Annotated in this window: 15 protein-coding genes and 1 pseudogene; 8 read left to right on the forward strand and 8 right to left on the reverse strand. The window is 39.7% G+C overall.

Annotated features, from left to right (window positions below; all coding sequences use genetic code 11):
* The 7 genes and pseudogenes from cmk to LO777_RS17070 form a co-directional block, all read right to left on the reverse strand.
* Nucleotides 1–690: a (d)CMP kinase gene (cmk, locus tag LO777_RS17035; protein ID WP_228855042.1), complete on the reverse strand. Its 690-nt coding sequence runs from the start codon at nt 688–690 to the stop codon at nt 1–3.
* Nucleotides 683–1,795, reverse strand: coding sequence for a histidinol-phosphate transaminase (gene hisC, locus LO777_RS17040; RefSeq protein WP_228855043.1), 1,113 nt, complete (start codon nt 1,793–1,795; stop codon nt 683–685). Before hisC ends, cmk begins: the two co-directional genes overlap by 8 nt.
* A 100-nt stretch (nt 1,796–1,895) precedes the next feature.
* Nucleotides 1,896–3,353: an Asp-tRNA(Asn)/Glu-tRNA(Gln) amidotransferase subunit GatA gene (gene gatA / locus LO777_RS17045; RefSeq protein ID WP_228855044.1), complete on the reverse strand. Its 1,458-nt coding sequence runs from the start codon at nt 3,351–3,353 to the stop codon at nt 1,896–1,898.
* A 79-nt stretch (nt 3,354–3,432) separates the two neighbouring features.
* Nucleotides 3,433–3,720, reverse strand: coding sequence for an Asp-tRNA(Asn)/Glu-tRNA(Gln) amidotransferase subunit GatC (gene gatC / locus LO777_RS17050; protein WP_228855045.1), 288 nt, complete (start codon nt 3,718–3,720; stop codon nt 3,433–3,435).
* Nucleotides 3,720–4,832 (reverse strand): HD domain-containing phosphohydrolase, encoded by a 1,113-nt coding sequence (locus LO777_RS17055; protein WP_228855046.1) that lies wholly within the window; start codon nt 4,830–4,832, stop codon nt 3,720–3,722. The genes gatC and LO777_RS17055 overlap by 1 nt, the downstream gene beginning before the upstream one ends.
* A gap of 337 nt (nt 4,833–5,169) precedes the next feature.
* Nucleotides 5,170–6,233: pseudogene (locus LO777_RS21260) on the reverse strand (histone deacetylase family protein).
* Nucleotides 6,234–6,385: 152 nt separating this feature from the next.
* On the reverse strand, nt 6,386–7,630 hold the full coding sequence (locus LO777_RS17070; protein WP_228855049.1) for a YeeE/YedE thiosulfate transporter family protein: 1,245 nt from the start codon (nt 7,628–7,630) through the stop codon (nt 6,386–6,388).
* A 304-nt stretch (nt 7,631–7,934) separates the two neighbouring features.
* Between LO777_RS17070 and LO777_RS17075 the strand changes: the two genes are divergently transcribed.
* From LO777_RS17075 to LO777_RS17090, 4 genes are all read left to right on the forward strand, one after another.
* Entirely contained in the window at nt 7,935–8,192 is a 258-nt protein-coding gene (locus LO777_RS17075) for a sulfurtransferase TusA family protein (protein WP_228855050.1), read from the forward strand.
* Between the two features lie 267 nt (nt 8,193–8,459).
* Nucleotides 8,460–8,822 carry a peroxiredoxin gene (locus LO777_RS17080; RefSeq protein WP_228855051.1) on the forward strand — a complete coding sequence of 121 codons (363 nt, stop codon included), beginning with the start codon at nt 8,460–8,462 and terminating at the stop codon, nt 8,820–8,822.
* Nucleotides 8,823–8,834: 12 nt separating this feature from the next.
* Nucleotides 8,835–9,137: a hypothetical protein gene (locus tag LO777_RS17085; RefSeq protein ID WP_228855052.1), complete on the forward strand. Its 303-nt coding sequence runs from the start codon at nt 8,835–8,837 to the stop codon at nt 9,135–9,137.
* Between the two features lie 20 nt (nt 9,138–9,157).
* Entirely contained in the window at nt 9,158–9,331 is a 174-nt protein-coding gene (locus LO777_RS17090) for a hypothetical protein (protein ID WP_228855053.1), read from the forward strand.
* 52 nt (nt 9,332–9,383) lie between these two features.
* Here LO777_RS17090 and LO777_RS17095 read toward each other — a convergent pair whose 3' ends face one another.
* Complete coding sequence (locus LO777_RS17095; RefSeq protein ID WP_228855054.1) at nt 9,384–10,505, reverse strand: serine hydrolase domain-containing protein; 1,122 nt, start codon at nt 10,503–10,505, stop codon at nt 9,384–9,386.
* Between the two features lie 351 nt (nt 10,506–10,856).
* Here LO777_RS17095 and dnaN point away from each other — a divergent pair, with 351 nt between their 5' ends.
* The 4 genes from dnaN (at nt 10,857) to LO777_RS17115 (ending at nt 18,148) form a co-directional block, all read left to right on the forward strand.
* The gene (gene dnaN / locus LO777_RS17100) at nt 10,857–11,987 is read left to right on the forward strand and encodes a DNA polymerase III subunit beta (protein ID WP_228855055.1); all 1,131 of its coding nucleotides are present in this window, start codon (nt 10,857–10,859) and stop codon (nt 11,985–11,987) included.
* A gap of 198 nt (nt 11,988–12,185) precedes the next feature.
* Nucleotides 12,186–14,615: a DNA topoisomerase (ATP-hydrolyzing) subunit B gene (gene gyrB / locus LO777_RS17105; protein ID WP_228855056.1), complete on the forward strand. Its 2,430-nt coding sequence runs from the start codon at nt 12,186–12,188 to the stop codon at nt 14,613–14,615.
* A 27-nt stretch (nt 14,616–14,642) separates the two neighbouring features.
* Nucleotides 14,643–17,132 (forward strand): DNA gyrase subunit A, encoded by a 2,490-nt coding sequence (gene gyrA, locus LO777_RS17110; protein WP_228855057.1) that lies wholly within the window; start codon nt 14,643–14,645, stop codon nt 17,130–17,132.
* The gene (locus LO777_RS17115; RefSeq protein WP_228855058.1) at nt 17,132–18,148 is read left to right on the forward strand and encodes an NAD(P)H-dependent glycerol-3-phosphate dehydrogenase; all 1,017 of its coding nucleotides are present in this window, start codon (nt 17,132–17,134) and stop codon (nt 18,146–18,148) included. Before gyrA ends, LO777_RS17115 begins: the two co-directional genes overlap by 1 nt.
* The last annotated feature ends 50 nt before the right edge of the window (nt 18,149–18,198 follow it).

Consider the following 18,198-nt stretch of genomic DNA (forward strand, 5'->3'; position numbering starts at 1 on the left):
TCAATTTCCGGCCTTTTTCTTTATTATCCGGAGAATTTTTTCAACAACATCCTCCACCCCGGAAGACGTCGTATCCAGCAACACTGCGTCTTCCGCCGGTTTAAGCGGTGCTATTGCTCTTTCCCTGTCATTTTTGTCACGTTCCAGAGTCATAGCGTGAAGCTCTTCCTCATCAACCTGTACGCCCTGTTCTCTCAACTGAACAACACGTCGCCTTGTTCTTTCCCTTGGGTCGGCATCCAGAAAAAATTTATATCGTGCTCCTGGAAAAACAACTGTTCCCATATCTCGTCCCTCTGCCACAATTTTTCCTCTTTCCCCCAGAATCCGCTGCATCTCTGTCAGTTTTTTTCTTATCTCGGGAAAGGCAGAAACATGTGAAGCAACCATAGCGACCTCGGGAGTGCGAATAACTTCGCTTACATTTTCTCCATTAAGAAGAACTCCAACATCGCCACCTTTTTCTGCAGGTGGTATAAAATACAGCTCAAGTGACTCCAGGAGAGTTGGGATATCGTTTTCTTTTTCCAGGTCAACACCAAGTCGGTGTATAAAAAGGCCAACAGCTCTGTACATGGCTCCAGTATCGAGATACGTGAAACCAAGTGCATCTGCAATTTTTTTACTGACCGTGGATTTTCCGACACCGGAAGGGCCGTCAATGGTGACAATTTCCTGTTTTTCAGACATAACCGAGTTCATCCAGGCAAAAGGAGAGAGCTTCAATGAAACGATTATTTTCTTCCTCTGTTCCCACGGTAACCCTTATGTAGTTTGAAAAACCGTAGGAACTCATGGAACGGATGATAACTCCTTTGAACAACATAGCTTCATACAGCCTGTCCCCATCTCCCATAACATCCACCATAAGAAAATTAGTTTGCGACTCAAGCCCCCTGCACCCCAATCTATTGACATTTTCCATAAGGAAGTTTAATCCGCTCCTGGTATTGTCCAGGGTTTGCCGGTAATACTCCTCATCTTCCAGAGCTGCCAGCGCCCCGGCCTGGGCCATTCTGTTTATATTAAAAGGTTGTCGGACCTTATGAAGACATGTGGCAACTTTTCTGTCCATAATACCATACCCGACCCTCAGGCCGGAGAGGCCATATGCTTTGGAAAATGTTCTCAGCAAAACAACCGGACACCTGTTTTCACTGTTACGGACTAGGGAGTACACGTCTATTCTTGACTTCATTTCCATAAAATCGACATAGGCCTCATCAAGAACAACGATTACCGATTCGGGAACATTGCTTAAGAACTCATACAACTCAACCGGTTTAATGACAGTTCCTGTCGGATTGTTGGGATTATCAATGAAGATCAACCTTGTTTTTTCAGAAATCATCTCAAGAATAACACCGAGATCATGACGTAGATCTTTTAAGGGTACAACAAAATTAACCCCATCCCGGATCTGAACAAATTTCTGATACATCAGAAAGGAAGGGTGACTTGTAATCACTTCATCCCCTTCCTTTACAAAAGCCTTTACCAAAAATTCAATAACCTCATTGGAACCGTTTCCCAAAACAATTTCTTCCGGGTCAACGCCCACTTTTTCCGCGAGAGCCTGGGTTAAATAATAGGAAGAACCATCCGGATACCTGTTCAGGTTCAGAAGCTCAGAACGCAGGGCCCGGATAACTTTTGGAGACGGGCCCCATGGGTTTTCATTGGATGCGAGTTTTATTGAATCCTTTATACCGTACTCACGTTCCAGTTCGTCCTGTGGTTTTCCTGGTGGATACGGTTTTATCTGATTTATATTTTCAGGAATTAAAAGTTTCAATTTATGCCACCATTGATAATTTTCCAAAGAAACTACTGTTCCTCCAGTTACCTTTAAAAAGGATAAAACCGGAAAAATCAGATTCGTTAGGATCGAAACACTAAAGGGCGAGTTCCGGTCTGTTCAGATCAACTTCTCTTTCCAGGTAGGAGCCCGTTTGAAAAAGCTTTTCCTCCATAAAATGATTTGCCTGGAGCTGAATTCCAACAGGCAACCCTTTCCGGGTGAAACCACCGGGAACAGACATGCCAGGAATTCCTGCAAGGTTTGCTGAAATTGTCATTATGTCCGAGAGGTAAACAGAAAGAGGATCATCTTTGTTTTCTCCCATCTTCCAGGCCGGCAGGGGGGTTACCGGGGAAAGAATGACATCACACTCATCAAAAACATTTTTATAGTCTTCTAAAATAAGCGTTCTTACTTGGGAAGCTTTTTTATAATAGGCGTCATAATATCCGGAAGAAAGAGCATATGTTCCTATTAAAATACGTCTTTTAACCTCATCTCCGAAACCTGCTGATCGGCTGTTTTTGTACATTTCAAGCAAGGTTTCACTTTTGTTATCTCTATATCCGTAAAGAGCTCCATCATATCGGGCAAGATTGGAACTGGCCTCCGAAGGAGCAATTATATAGTAAACAGCAACACAGTATTCCGTATGCGGCAGGGAAACATCTCTTATTTCCGCCCCTCCCTCCCTCAGGATATTTATACCATTTTCCACTATTGCGGCAATTTCGGGATCGACGCCCTCTCCAAAATATTCACGGGGGATACCCACCTTCAACCCTTTGATACTCTTGCCGATAAAACCGGAAAAATCGGGAACAGGTTGTTTTACGGATGTTGAATCATTTTTATCGTATCCACTGATACATTTCAAAAGCCTTGCTGTGTCATCAATATTCCCGGCAATGGGACCAACCTGGTCGAGTGAGGAGGCAAAAGCAACCAGGCCAAACCTGGAAACCCTGCCATAGGTCGGTTTTATCCCAACTACACCACAAAGGGATGCTGGTTGTCGTATGGACCCTCCTGTATCAGAGCCAAGGGAACCCAGACATTCCATGGCGGCAACTGAAGCTGCAGATCCTCCTGAAGATCCACCAGCCACATAACCTCTTTTATAAGGATTATGAGGTACCCCGGAAAAACAGGTTTCGGAAGTGGAGCCCATGGCAAATTCATCCATGGCCACTTTACCGAGAATGACCCCTCCCTCGTTTTTTATTTTCTGAATAACGGTTGCATCAAATACCGGAACAAAATCTTCCAGTATTTTTGAGCCGCAGGTTGTTCTCAAATCCTTTGTTGAAAGAAGATCTTTTATTGAAAGAGGGATACCACAAAGGAGTCCTCCTTCTCCACGGCTCCTTTTTCTGTCAGCCTCTGCCGCCTGGAGAAGGGCACCTTCCCTGTCAACAGTAACAAAGGCGTTCAGTTTGCTGTCAATTTTTTCGATTCGATCAAGACAGTTTCGGGTCAACTCAACAGAAGAAATTTCGCCCTGCTCCATTTTTTCCAAAGCCTGATGTATGGTCAACTCATATAAATCCATATATTTAAAACCTTTTAAAAAACTTATTTAGCACCTGTCCATGAAGAACCTTTTTGCTCGATTTCTGGGCAGACACTATTTAGATTATTTTTGGAACATGAAAACTTTCTCCATCCTGCCGGGGTGCGTTTACCAGAGCCTTCTCTCTCGGAAGGGATTTTGAAACAACATCATCCCGGAAGGCATTACACACCGAAAAAACATGTGTGGTCGGTTCTACATCCGATGTTTCCAGTTCATCCAGTTTTTCCACGTAAGATAGAATAGTATCAAGCTGAACTGTTACTTTTTCCAATTCTCCTTTATCAAGGGTCAGCCGGGCGAGATGTACGATATGTTCAACTTCTTTTTTTGATATTTTTTTCATCAGGTTACAACCTTCTTTTCATAAAGATTATCCAGGGATTTTTCAGAAAAACCATTCTCCGGAAGCTTGAAATCCACAATAGATCGGGCAAAAGCTTCCACGATGGCCGGTTCAAACTGGGTTCCACTGCAACGATACAATTCTTCAACAGCCTCTTCCATCGTTTTATTTTCCCTGTAATTTCTTCGGGAAGTCATGGCATCATAGCTGTCAACAACTGTGATAATTTTGGTCAAAATATCCAGCTCATCACCACAAAGACCATCAGGATAACCTTTACCGTCAAATCGTTCATGGTGGTGCCTTATGATAAACTGTTCCTTTTTCATAAAGCCAAGAGGTTTTATGATATTTGCTCCCACACTTGGGTGCTTCCTGATCAATAGCCACTCTTCATCCGTCAGTTTTCCCGGTTTCTGAATACATGAAAGATCAATAACCAGTTTGCCTATATCATGGAACTGTGCGGCACGTCGCAAGATAAGTATTTCATTTTCTGACAGTTCCATGGCCAGGCCAAGCATAAGGGCATATTCAGTAACCCGTATTGTGTGACCGGCAGTATAATAATCCTTTTCTTCCATGGCATTCTGGAGACTGCTCATCAACTGTACAGTCGCGTTCTCCAGACTGTTACTGTAAGTGAGAAGAAGTTTGTTCTGTTCTTCAAGCTGCCGGGCTTTTTCCTGAATATCATCTTCCAGAGACTGCCTGTATCTACTCTCTTTAAGAACATACATTCTCTTTTCGATGGCCCTGCGTATTTTCACATTGAAGATATCCAGGTCCTCAATTGGTTTTGTTAAAAAATCATAAGCACCCAGATTGATTGCCTTGACAGCATAATGCATGGACCCGGCACCGGTCAGGAAAAGAACAGGAATATCAAGCCCCAGCTTATTGAGATGATCCATGGTTTCAAAACCATCCATCTCCGGCATGTTTATATCCAGAATTATAACATCATAACTACTGTTGACTATTTCAAGAGCCTCCTTTCCACCAATAACCGTATCCACCTGGTGACCAAACATCTCCAGTATCTTTGATACAGTGGTTCGCACCATTGCATCATCATCAGCGACAAGTATTTTAGTGGGACCCCTGTTCATTTTAAAAGCATTTTACAGTAATAATCTCTAACACCCCACAAGGGGGTAAAAGTGCCATGGAAATAAACCTAACCATTTAATTTCAAAAAAAACTTCCCTGTTTTCCTTTTTTTATGACAGAAGTTCAGGAGTAAGGCACTAATTACCCATGATGTTCAACTTCATAAACGAGTCTGTTTATAAAAAAAACAATCAAAAAAATCAGCAAGCATGGCTGGATCAAACAGCATCGACTATTGATTGCTTTCTGGGTACCAACAATAAAGTAACTGGTCACAGGATGGCTGCGATTCAGTATTTTTTATTTTGATGTTACAAAATTGTTATTGCTTTGAGTCTACATTTTCCAATATTTTTTTGCAACTTCCCTAACCATTTCAATTGCCGGATGGATACCTTTTTCTTCAGCAAGACTTGATATGAACGTATAGTCCATTTTTTTATTCATTTCATTTTTTTCTTTAATACCTGCAAGTTCACAGAGAGTTGCAAAAACTCCCTCTTCCATCCCGGAAAAATTATATCCTCCTTCCAGAGAAAAAAAAATTCTGCCATCGCAGAGTTCCTCTGCAAGGTTTACCAGGACTCTCGTCATATAGGCAAAACCGTCCCCCGTCACCCTCATGGCGCTGATACCGTCATCTATATATGTATCAAATCCGGCAGATACAAGGATCAGTTCAGGCCGATATTCTCTGCAAACAGGCTTAACTACTGTGTTAAAAATATTAGCATACTCCATATCCCCCTGTCCCCCGGCAACGGAATATTCAAGGTATATCCCTGACCCTTTCCTGAACCTGTTTCACGCAGGGACCCCGTTCCCGGATAAAGCGGATACTGGTGTATTGAGAGGTAAAAAACTTCATCTGTTTCATAAAAAGCATTTTGAGTACCATTTCCATGGTGTACATCCCAATCAACAATGAAAATTCTCTTTATACCGTATTTTTTCCGAGCATGTTGTGCAGCTATGGCAATGTTGTTAAAGAGACAGAAACCCATAGATCTGTTTTTTTCAGCGTGGTGACCAGGAGGTCTCACCAGCCCGAAACCATTATCCACACTTTTATTGAAAATAAGATCCATAGCCCCGACTACTGCCCCAACTGCATGGCAGGCAGCATTAAAACTCTCCCCTGATGTACAGGTATCCACATCAAGAACTGAATATATCTTACCTGAAGTTGCAGCTACCTGGTTTACCAGATTTTCCGTATGATTATAGAGAAGTTTTTCTTTTGAAACCGGTGTAATTTCCGGTTCTATAAAATATTCTCTGTTTTCTCCCTTATTGAGTATTTCATATATTCTTTTAATTCTTCCCGGGGACTCTATATGTGTGCTTCCGGGATCATGGGCCAGGAAAATTTTATCTTTGAATATAGCCGTATTACGCATATTTTATCCTTTTTATACTTTCCGGAAACTGGAAAAATTTTAAACTCGTAGATTAGTTTAAAAAATGAAGCTCAAACCTCCTCATAAAAAAAAGGCGCAATTTCACTCTCCTGTGAAATTGCGCCTTTACTGGAAAACATTTTTTTACTTTTTTACATCGGTACAATGAGTTTGTTGGTTTCTTCATTCCAGGTAACCACAAGATACCAGATAATCATGGCACCTCCTATCAGAAGAAGAGTAGGTCCATACCCCAGGGCGTCGGGAAGATATACAGCTGAACCCAGAGCACCATCCGCCTCAAAATCGTTATCCCTGAACCAGGCTGTCATAACCGAAGAAACTATACCGAAAAACGGAACAACCATTATAAGTTTTACCTGGCCTTCTCCCACACGCCAAAGTGTACCTGATCCACAACCTCCTGCAAACATGGCCCCGAGACCAAAGAGAAAACCTCCAGCAACTCCACCCCAACCAAAAGTACCGCGAATATAATTCAAGGGAGCAAGAACTGCTTCACCTTCAGCCCTCATGGGAACCGCATATTTCAAAACTGCAGCCCCAATAGCTACTATGACAATAGACAACATCACAGATTTAGCCATGGTGCAGTCACCGGTCATATGGGGTTCACGAAAACCCTGAACCATACACCAGCGTCCACGCTGCATGGCATAACCGAGACCTGCTGCAATAAGCAGTATTCCTGAAAGAGAAGCTATATAATCACTATCTTCATTAGCGGAGTATGTATAGGCACCCCATATTAAAGCAATAATTGCAGCTACTCCCATTAGATAAACAACAACCGACGGAAAAGTGATCGTTTTTGATCCTCCTTCTCCCCAGGATATATACTCCATTTCAAGATAAAGCAGTTTCAATCCCAAAACCACACCAAGAACAAGTCCTAACCACATTGCAAAACCATTGGCTCCAAGATTACCGATGGCATTATAAAAACCACCTACATTGCAGCCACCAGCAAGCGTAGCGCCGATACCCATAAGTATACCTGCAATAACAGCTTTTACCATTTCCCTGTAAGGAGGAATACGCAGGGCAAAATCTTTTCCAAGACACGCGGAAATAAAAGCTCCGGCAACAAATCCTATACCTATTACTGAACCGGAATTCACAAAAATAGAACGCGGAGCCTCATCATAAAATTCAAATATTCCGGAATCAGAACCAAAGAGAGTGGCTCCCCCATACATAATCCAGTCACCCCAGCTTCTTATGGCTCCCACAGCACCCCAGGGTCTCCACCATGCCATTATCATTACTGAGAAAAAGGCAACTATCACACCTGTAATATAAGGGTTCCACTCCTTCTCACAAAAAATGCTGTACAACTCTTTGCTTTTGTTTTTAAAAACGGATTCTTCACTCATAGATACTCTCCCTGTTAAAATAGACAAAAAGTAACTTCAGCAAATTATATTTGTAAATTTCATACACACCCAAAAAAAATTTGTCAATATAAACAGCTTGAAAACAGAATATATACCACTTTGTGGTGTTTATTTTTTAATAAAAATATTAATGAGTTATATAACATATTTTTTCAAACCTTGACAGATGGCAGAAGCTAAAGTATAGGTCAAAAATGAATATCTATTCAGGTAAGGAAAGAATTATCCTTATTTTTTTCTTATCGATTTTTTACAAACTCATTACATTTCGGGAGAACAGATTATGAGTGACTTTAAAGTAGTTGCCGATGGTGTGGAAGCAACAAAAGTACTGGATGCTAAAGGACTCAGTTGTCCAATGCCGCTTCTCAGGACAAAGAAAGAAATTGGTAAATTAAACTCAGGTGACATTCTTCAGGTCGATGGAACCGATCCAGGTTCAAGAAATGATCTTCCCGGCTGGTGCGAAAGAACAGGACATGAATATCTGGGTGAAAAGGAAGAATCCGGATATATAAGCTTTTTTATAAAAAAAGGATGACAGATTAATACCTGTCTCTCTTCCGTGCACTTCCTGCAGAGACTACTCTAATTAATTGATATTATATTTTTTATTAACTGTTAAGTATCTTTTCTATTTTTAAAGATACTTAACAGTTCGCTTTTCTCTAATATTCTATATCAGAGTTTATTTTTATGTTTTTTACTGGATAAACCAGCATATATGATCCCAATAGCTCAGAGTTATTTATACCTTTGAGCACAGTAAACAAATGAAAGTCCTACTGCGACAGAACGACATTCAGTGGTGGGATTTTCTGATAAAAAGCCACCAATCTTCTTAAAGGAGGATAATATGGCAAAAAGTTTAGGTATTTTCGTTACCACAACCGACAGCCTTAATCACGTTATTGGTATTGTTAAAGCAGCAAAAGCAAAAGGTTCCAATGTCAAAGTCTTTTTTACCTGGAAAGCAACAACACTTTCAAAGGATCCTGCTTTTCCAGGACTTTGTGAATTAGCAGACGATGTCTCCATATGTGTTGACAGTTATAAAAAACAGGGTTTTGACGTTGATGATATCCCTGAAGGATTAACTGCCAAAAAAATGGCAACTCAGGCTCAACATGGTATTATTATTGAAGATTTTGACTGTTACCTCAGCCTGTAAAGGAGATATCAAATGGAATACAAAAAAGTATGTTTTATGTACAGACATGAAGATTATGCCATTGACGGTATACGATCTGCGTTGGGTTTAGCCGTCGAAAACATGTATTCATATGGTGTTGTACTGGATAAGGAACTCCCTGAACTGGATGAATTGACTCAGGAAAGTATCGAAATGTTAAGGGATATGGAAGGTGATGTTTTATCTACAGTTCAGGCAAATATAGATAAGAACAATTTTACCCCCATTACACTGGAAGAGCTCGGAGAAAAACTTCGTGAAATGACCCATATCATTCCTTATGGTCCAAAATAACAGACATCCAGGAGTTTTTTATGAAAATATTGAATGTATACAGGTCTGAACCTGATGAAACTGTACAGAAACTGGTTGAAATAGTTGGGCGTGACCGGGAAACAGACAGTTTTGATCTTACTGTTGAAAGCCCTGATTACGAGACACTGGTAGATAAAATATTTGCTGCTGACCAGACCATTTGCTGGTGGTAGAAGTTTTTTTCTTAACCAGTATATCCACAGTAAAATGCAGGAACCGAATAGATTATTTTCTGTTCAGTTCCTGCACGATACAATCATGAACCAGGGGTCTGTATTTTTTTATTTCCCCGTTGTCGTTTGAACAATGGACCCTATTGGTTAACAAAACAACTATTATTTCCCTTTCCAGATCCATCCAGAATGAAGTACCTGTAAAACCCAGGTGTCCTCTGCTTTCCCGACTGAACAGTTTTCCACAACTTGAATTACTCTCTGCAGGTATATCAAAACCACAGGACCAACTGGAATTTTTTTCTTTTTTCAGGAACTGTTTCAATACGGCAGCATCAGGCAGACTGCTTTTTCCTCTATTTTTGTACTGGTCCATTACAGTTTCACAAAGTTGCAGAACAGACGAAGCTGTTCCAAACAGCCCTGCATGTCCACAGACACCTCCCAGGGCCCTGCAGTTTTCGTCATGGACAGTGCCACATTTAAATGCTTCATCACTGGAAAAGTGGGTAAAGGCACATGTGAATGGTGAAAGATGTTCATCTCCTGAAAAAAGAAATCTATTCTTTATTTTTTGTCTTCCAATGACGTTTTTTCTCCAAAAATCATCAAGAGACACAGCTGTTTTCTCTTCAATAAGTATCCCCAGTAAAATATACCCCAAATCACTGTATTCATTCCTGCTTCCGGGTAAATATTGCAGTTTCTCATTAATAATCCAGTTTTTTACAGTCTCCTTTCTCTGCTCGGGAGTTATGTGAACCAGTTTTTTGAAAAATTCTCTGTGGGGTGGTAAACCCGAAGAATGGCAGAGAAGGTCTCTTATGGTAATGGAAGACTTATCAGCGGGTATATTCTTCCAATTGGAACAGGATGCAAGAGAATCGTTCAGACATAAAACATTTTCGTCCACCAGAGCGGCAATTGAAAGTGCTGTAACCAGAGGTTTAGTCAGTGAAGCCAGGTCAAAATATGTATACCTGTTAACTCTTCCATATGACCTCGTCAGTTCCGTATAACCATAATGCAGTTCTTCTCTGGAAAAACCGTTGGACTTCCTGACCGAAACTGCAATGGAACATCCTGAAAAAACAGATTTTTTTATTGCTTTCTTGATAATTTCATCAAGAACTGTCCTTAATCTGCTTTCATCTGTTTTTTCCTTTTTCATCATTTGATTATTATATTGAATTTTTCACCTATTTCCACTAGATTATAGCCAAAATCGAAAGATTAATATATCTTTGTTTTTTCGACAAATTTATTCATTTTTCAAATGGAGTTATTTCTCTGAAACGAAGTTATCAACACCCTGTTAACAGCTCTTTTTAAAAAGATTATGGATAACAGGTTCACAAAACTGTTAATAATCCTTTTTTCACATGTATCACAAATTATCAAATAATCTTTTGTTTATAATTTTATTAATAATATCAATAGGTTAATTATATTATTAACATTTCAGCACCCTTAATAATAATAAATTTAAATAATATTATAAGGAGTCGTAGAAAGGAGTCCTTTTATGGCACTACACTGCAATATAGCTAAAAATGACTTTCAGGAAGGTTTGAACAGTCTGCAAAACCTGACAAACAAGAAAGGAACGATGGCTGTTCTTTCAAATGTTCTCATTGAATCAGCACCTGGCGGTCTTATCCTCACGGGAACAGATCTGGAAGTAGGTTTACGTCTTTTTGTTCCAGCAGAAGTTAAAGAAGAAGGTTCAATAACCCTGCCTTCAAAAAAAATATATGAAATTGTCAGGGAATCAGGATCAGAAACTCTTTCTATTGAAGAAACTGATAACAGTTGGGTTGTTATCCGAACAGGATTAAGTACCTATAATCTGGCAGGCCTTGCAAGTGATGAATTTCCTGAATTTCCACAATATTCGGAAGACTCCTTTCTTTCCTTTGAAAGTCATATTTTTCTCGAACTTATTGAAAAAATTATATATTCGATAGCAAATGAACAGGAGAACATATATTCCCTGACATCAGTTCTTTTTGAAAAAGAAAAGAGAGACGATAAATATTATTTAAAAATGATATCCTCCGATGGTCACAGATTGTCGATTATGGAAAAAGATGTGGCAACGGATCTGGATGGTATGAATTTGAACGAGGTGACTCTTATACCCAAAAAAGGTATTCAGGAATGGAAAAAATTCTGTGAAGGCAGAGATAATATAGAAGTTTCATTTGAAGAAAAACAGCTTGTTCTTAGGGATGGTGATGCCGTGATGGTTATTCGTCTCAAACAGGGGGAATTTCCGCAGTATTCGGCCATTGTTGAAGCTGTTCAGCTGGAAAACTGCTTGAGAATAAACAGAATACCATTTCTGGAGTCCCTCAAGAGAATCAATCTTTTTACTGAAGATATTTTTAACACGATTCAGTTGAAAATCGAAAACAGTGAAATGATTCTTTCCTCCCAGAATGCGGATCTCGGGAATGCTGAAGATAAGCAGGCTATATCATACTCCGGTGAACCTCTGGTTCTCGGATTTAACTGCAGGTACTTCATTGAAGCCCTTCAAGTCATGGAATGTGAAACTGTGGAAGCATATATTAATTCAAATAACAGTCCATGTCTTATGAAATCTGAAGAAGATATTGGTTTTATAAGTATAATTATGCCCATGCAGCTCTAGGGCTGATCACATAATGCATTATCATCCCTTTTTTCTGATTGAGCTGATCACAGGAAATTCAAAATTGTTTTTTTACAATCTGAAATATGCAAAAAATTGCTGAAAATCCTGTACATGCATTGATTATTTTTTGTGACAATGACACAGGTATGGTTCATCTGGGCAAAAAATAATGATTTACAAAAAAAGCCACAAAAAATGAAAGGTAAAAGCGTGACAACTGAAAATAACAACTACGGTGCAGAGCAGATAAAGGTTCTTGATGGTCTTGAAGCTGTTCGTAAGCGACCATCAATGTATATAGGAAATACGGCCTCAGAGGGGCTGCATCATCTTATATGGGAAATTGTAGACAACAGTATTGATGAAGCTCTGGCAGGTTACTGTACCCGTATTAAAATAGTTATACATGAAGATAATTCTGTTTCTGTGGAGGATGATGGTCGCGGTATACCTGTGGAAAAACATCCAACTGAAAACATGACGGCATTGGAACTGGTCATGACTACACTCCATGCTGGCGGAAAATTTGATCACTCCAGTTATAAAGTTTCCGGTGGATTGCACGGAGTCGGTGTGTCCGTGGTAAATGCTCTTTCCTGTGAAGCGACTGCAGAAATTAAAAGAAACGGTCATATATACAGACAGTCTTACAAGTATGGTGAAAAGACAGGTGAACTGGAAATAGTAGGTAAAAGCGATAAAACCGGTTCAAAAATAACCTTTAAGGCCGATCCTCAGATATTTAAGGAATCCGTTGTTTACAGTTATGAACTTGTAAAAAACAGGGTAAGGGAACTGGCTTTTCTGAATAAAGGTCTGAAAATTTATTTGAAGGATGAAAGGAGCGGAGAAGAGGATAAATTCCATGCCTCCGGAGGTATTGTATCCTATGTTGAGTACCTCAATCGCAAGAGAACTCCGGTTTTTCCGGAACCTATTTATATATCAGGAGCCAGGGATAATGTTGAAGTTGAAATAGCTCTCCAGCATTTTGATGGTTACTCCGAGAGACTTTTCTCTTTTGTAAATAATATAAATACCCGCGAAGGTGGCAGTCATGTTGCCGGTTTCAGATCGTCACTGACTAAATGCATAAACAGGTATGCAAATGATGATATGATCCCGAAGAACATGCGGGAGAAAATGGGTGGGGATGATGTCAGGGAAGGTTTAACCACAGTTATTTCCGTCCGTGTCCCTAACCCTCAGTTCGAAGGTCAGACAAAAACAAAGCTCGGTAATTCTGAAGTAAAATCAATTGTCGAATCCATCTGTACAGAAAAGTTAACCCTGTTTCTTGAACAGAATCCTGCTGTTGCCAAAAAAATTCTAGCCAAGGTTGTTGATGCTGCAAGAGCTCGTGAAGCCGCCAAAAGAGCACGGGATCTTTCAAGAAAAAAAGGAAGTACCAGTCTTCTTATGGCCGGTAAACTTGCTGAATGCCAGGAAAAGGATCCGGCTAAAAGAGAGATTTTCATTGTTGAGGGTGATTCTGCCGGAGGTTCGGCTAAACAGGGTCGAGATCGTTCAAATCAGGCCATTCTACCGCTCAGAGGTAAAATACTGAATGTTGAAAAAGCTCGATTTGATAAAATTTTAAACAGTGAAGAGATAAAGCAGCTTATCGGAGCACTGGGCTGTGGCATAGGAAAAGATGAATTTGATTTGGAAAAACTCCGTTATCACAAGATAATTATTATGACGGATGCCGATGTTGATGGTGCTCATATCCGGACATTGCTTCTTACTTTTCTTTACAGACAAATGTTTCCACTTGTCAACGAAGGATATGTTTATATAGGTCAACCTCCACTTTACAGGTTAGGAAAAGGGAAGAAGGAAAAATATTTTCTCAATGAAGCTGAATTGAATACACATCTTTTTACTGTTGCCAGTCAAAAGATGAAAATATTTTTACAAAATGACGAAGAAACTGTGATTGAAGGAAAAGAATTCGTTGAAATAATGGAAAAACTTTCTATCTACCAACGAATTATAAGCTTCATGGAAAGGATGAATATTTGGGAAGATATGGTCTATTTTCTTCTTGAAAACGGTATAAAAACAGCTGATCAGTTTACTGATGAATCTTTTCTTGAAGATCTTGTGAAGAAGCTGCCTGAAGAAGAACTTGTAATAGGTAATATACGTTCATGCAGATGGCGTCCGGATTGTTACGAAGTTGATGTTGCTGTGAGAGGTAAAATTCAGATAATGTTGACCCTGGGACCCCAGATACCGCTTATAAACGAATATAGAACCGCACTCAGTATTTACGAAAAAATAAGGAATTATCTGAAATGCAGTTTCAAAATACTATCTGTTAATAAAAGCGGTCAGGAAAAAGAGATTCAAATTGATAACTGGTCAGATCTACTTACGGCAGTAAGGGAAGAATCTTTCAAGGGAAGTCACCTGCAGAGATATAAGGGACTTGGTGAAATGAATCCTGAACAGTTATGGGATACTACAATGAATCCCCAGAATAGAATTCTCATGCAGGTTACCATTGAAGATGCAGAACAGGCTGACGATATTTTTACAACACTAATGGGTGATAAAGTCGAGCCAAGAAGGGAATTTATTCAGAATCATGCCCTCGAAGTGACAGATCTTGATGTTTAAGTGATAAAAATACAAAGAAAATAACTTATGAGTATTGATAAAGAAGTAATTGAAGAACAGTTTCCCACTATTTCCATTGAAAAGGAACTGCAGAAATCGTATCTCGATTATGCAATGAGTGTTATCGTGGGCCGTGCCCTTCCGGATGTCCGTGACGGATTGAAACCTGTTCATCGCAGGGTGCTTTTTGCAATGCGTGAACTTGGTGTCTTCCATAACCGGCCCTATGTCAAATCTGCCAGAATTGTTGGTGATGTAATAGGTAAATATCATCCCCATGGTGATACAGCTGCTTACGATACCATTGTAAGAATGGCCCAGGATTTCGCCATGCGTTATCCTCTGGTGGATGGTCAGGGTAATTTTGGTTCTCTTGATGGTGATTCTCCTGCTGCGATGAGATATACCGAAGCCAGAATGACCAGAATTGACAGAGAAATAGTAAATGATCTTGAAAAAGATACTGTCGAATGGATTCCCAATTACGATAATTCCCTGAATGAACCCTCTGTAATGCCGACAAAAATACCGAATCTTCTTGTAAATGGTTCATCTGGTATTGCAGTTGGTATGGCAACAAATATTCCTCCACACAATCTAACAGAAGTTATTGACGGACTTATTGCACTGATAGAAAATCCTAACCTGACAGTGCATGAACTCATGGGGATAGTGACAGGACCGGATTTTCCAACGGGAGGTTTGATCTGTGGTAGAGCCGGGATAAGAGAAGCCTATGAGACTGGAAAGGGTGTTGTCATTATGAGAGCACTCAACCATGTGGAAAAAATAAAAGATGGAAAAAGAGAAGCCATCGTTATTACCGAAATACCCTATCAGTTAAATAAAGCAAGCCTTGTGGAGAAAATTGCTGAACTGGTCAAAGATAAGAAGATTGATTCAATATCTGAAGTTCGAGATGAATCGGATAGACACGGATTGCGGATAGTTATCGAACTGAAAAAGGATGAAATTGCAGAAATTGTGGTCAATCAACTCTATAAATTGACGCAGATGCAGAAATCCTTTGGTATCATATTTCTGGCTATTGTTAATAATAAGCCTGAAATTCTGAATTTAAAACAAATCCTGGAGCATTTCATACTCCATAGAAAAATAGTTGTTTATCGTAGAACAAATTTTGAACTGAAAAAGGCGGAAGAAAAAGCCCATCTTCTTGAAGGATTGAATATAGCAATTAATAATCTTGATGATGTGGTGGCCTTGATAAAAGCAGCTCAAAACCCCGCTGTTGCAAAGAAAAATCTCATTGAACGTTTCAGTTTAAGTGAAATTCAGGCCCAGACCATTCTCGATATGCGTCTGCAGAGGTTAACCGGTCTTGAGAGAGAAAAAATTGCCTCGGAATATAAGGCTATTCTTTTAGAAATAGACAGGCTGAAAAATATTCTCGAACATGAATCGTTGATAATGGGGATAATAAGTGGAGAATTTCAGGAGATAAAGGAAAAATTCGGTGATGATAGACGTACGGAAATTATCGATGCTACGGATGAAATTCTGCCTGAAGATCTTATTGCTCCTGAAGAAATGGCTATTACTGTTACTCATTCCGGCTATATAAAGAGAAATCCGGTCAGCCTTTACAGATCCCAACATAGGGGTGGTAAAGGTGTTAAAGGTGTTAAGAATATTGAAGAGGATTTTGTTTCCAATCTCTATGTAGCTTCCACTCTCGACACTTTTCTCTTTTTCACCAATCACGGCAAAGTATTCTGGCGAAAAGTTTACCAGTTACCGTTGGCAGGGAGAACTGCCCGTGGAAAAGCAATAATCAATTTACTGAATCTTGCTGAAGATGAAAAAATTGCCGCTATTCTTCCCATTGACAGTTTTGAGAACGAAACGGAAAATAAAACCATTTTAATGGTGACAAAATTCGGTAGAGCCAAGAAAACGAGTCTGCAGGAATTTAAAAAGCCACTGAAAAAAGGTAAAAGGGCACTGACAATCAATGAAGGTGATGAAATAATAGCAGCTCATGTTCTTAATGGGAATGACACTATACTTCTTATTACCAGGGATGGTATGTGTATTCATTTCCGGGAAACGGATATAAGGACAATGGGAAGAGGTGCAGCCGGTGTTCGTGGTATCCGTCTCGCTGAAAATGATGAAGTTGTCAGTGCAATAGTAATATCAAACAATAATTCTATTCTTACGGTTACTGAAAATGGTTTTGGAAAAAGAAGTCCAATCGAAGAATATAGAATTCAAAAACGTGGTGGAAAAGGCATAAGAGGTATCAAGAAAAGCGTAAGAAATGGATCCGTAATTGATGCTCAACAGGTAGATGACAGTGATGAGATTATCATTATTTCAGATCATGGAAAAATGATCAGAATGGATCTCAGCAAGGTCAGAGTTATAGGTAGAACTACAAAAGGAGTAAAACTCATCAATATAGATGAAAAAGAAAAAGTTGTAGGCATGGACAGCATGGCCAGGGATAATAAAGACTCCGATATTGAAGAAACCGATGACAATCAAGTTTAATGACTGAGAATAAAACAATTTCAGTAATAGGAGCCGGATCCTGGGGAACCGCTCTGGCCCTTGTCTTAGCTGAAAATCAGAATAACGTTTTTCTCTGGGGTCATAATAGACGAACTGTTAGGAAGTTACAGGAAGAGAGGCAGAATAAAAAGTATCTACCAGGTATTCAATTTCCCGATAACCTTAAAATTACAGGTGATCTGGAACTCTGTGTCGGACAAAGTGCAATAATATTGATGGTTGTACCATCGCATGGTTTAAGAGATGTTTTTAACAAACTTGCAGCCATGTTACCCGATAAAGCGTATATAATTTCTGCTGTTAAAGGCATAGAAAATAGTTCGCTGGAAACCATGACCATGATCATGGAAAGCGTTCTTCAGCAACGATATCCTGAAAAAAATTGTGAAATTGGCGTGTTATCGGGTCCATCCTTTGCCAAAGAGGTTGCCCAACGAGTACCAACCGCCGTTACCCTTGGCTTTAAAAACCTTGCTACTGCGAAGAAATTGCAGAAAGTATTTGGTAACAGTTTTTTCAGGGTTTATGCGGGGTGCGATATAACAGGTCTTGAGATAAGTGCTTCTTATAAAAATATAATAGCTATTGCCGCCGGTGTATGCGATGGACTCGGCTATGGACTCAATACACGTGCTGCCTTGATTACCCGCGGGCTGACTGAGATGACCAGGCTTGGAACAGCACTGGGAGCAGATATTTCAACTTTTTCTGGTTTGAGTGGACTTGGAGATTTACTCCTTACCTGTACCGGTAATTTAAGTAGAAACAGAACAGTTGGATTAAAACTTGGTAAGGGAAAACAACTGGAAGAAATAGTAAACGAAATGAAAATGGTGGCAGAAGGAATTAAAACCACAAGGTCTATTTTTGAAATACGAAAAAAATATACAGTTGAGACCCCTATTCTTGATGAAGTTTACAAGATTATTTACCAGGGAAAAAAATGCTCCCTCGCTGTAAGTGACCTGCTGGCCAGGGAGCTTAAAGTCGAATAAATGTATTACCTAAATCCTGCAATTGGCAAGTTTACCGAACTGCAGGATTC

Origin of the sequence: Desulfomarina profundi, assembly GCF_019703855.1 — a bacterium.
Taxonomy (GTDB): Bacteria; Desulfobacterota; Desulfobulbia; order Desulfobulbales; family Desulfocapsaceae; genus Desulfomarina; species Desulfomarina profundi.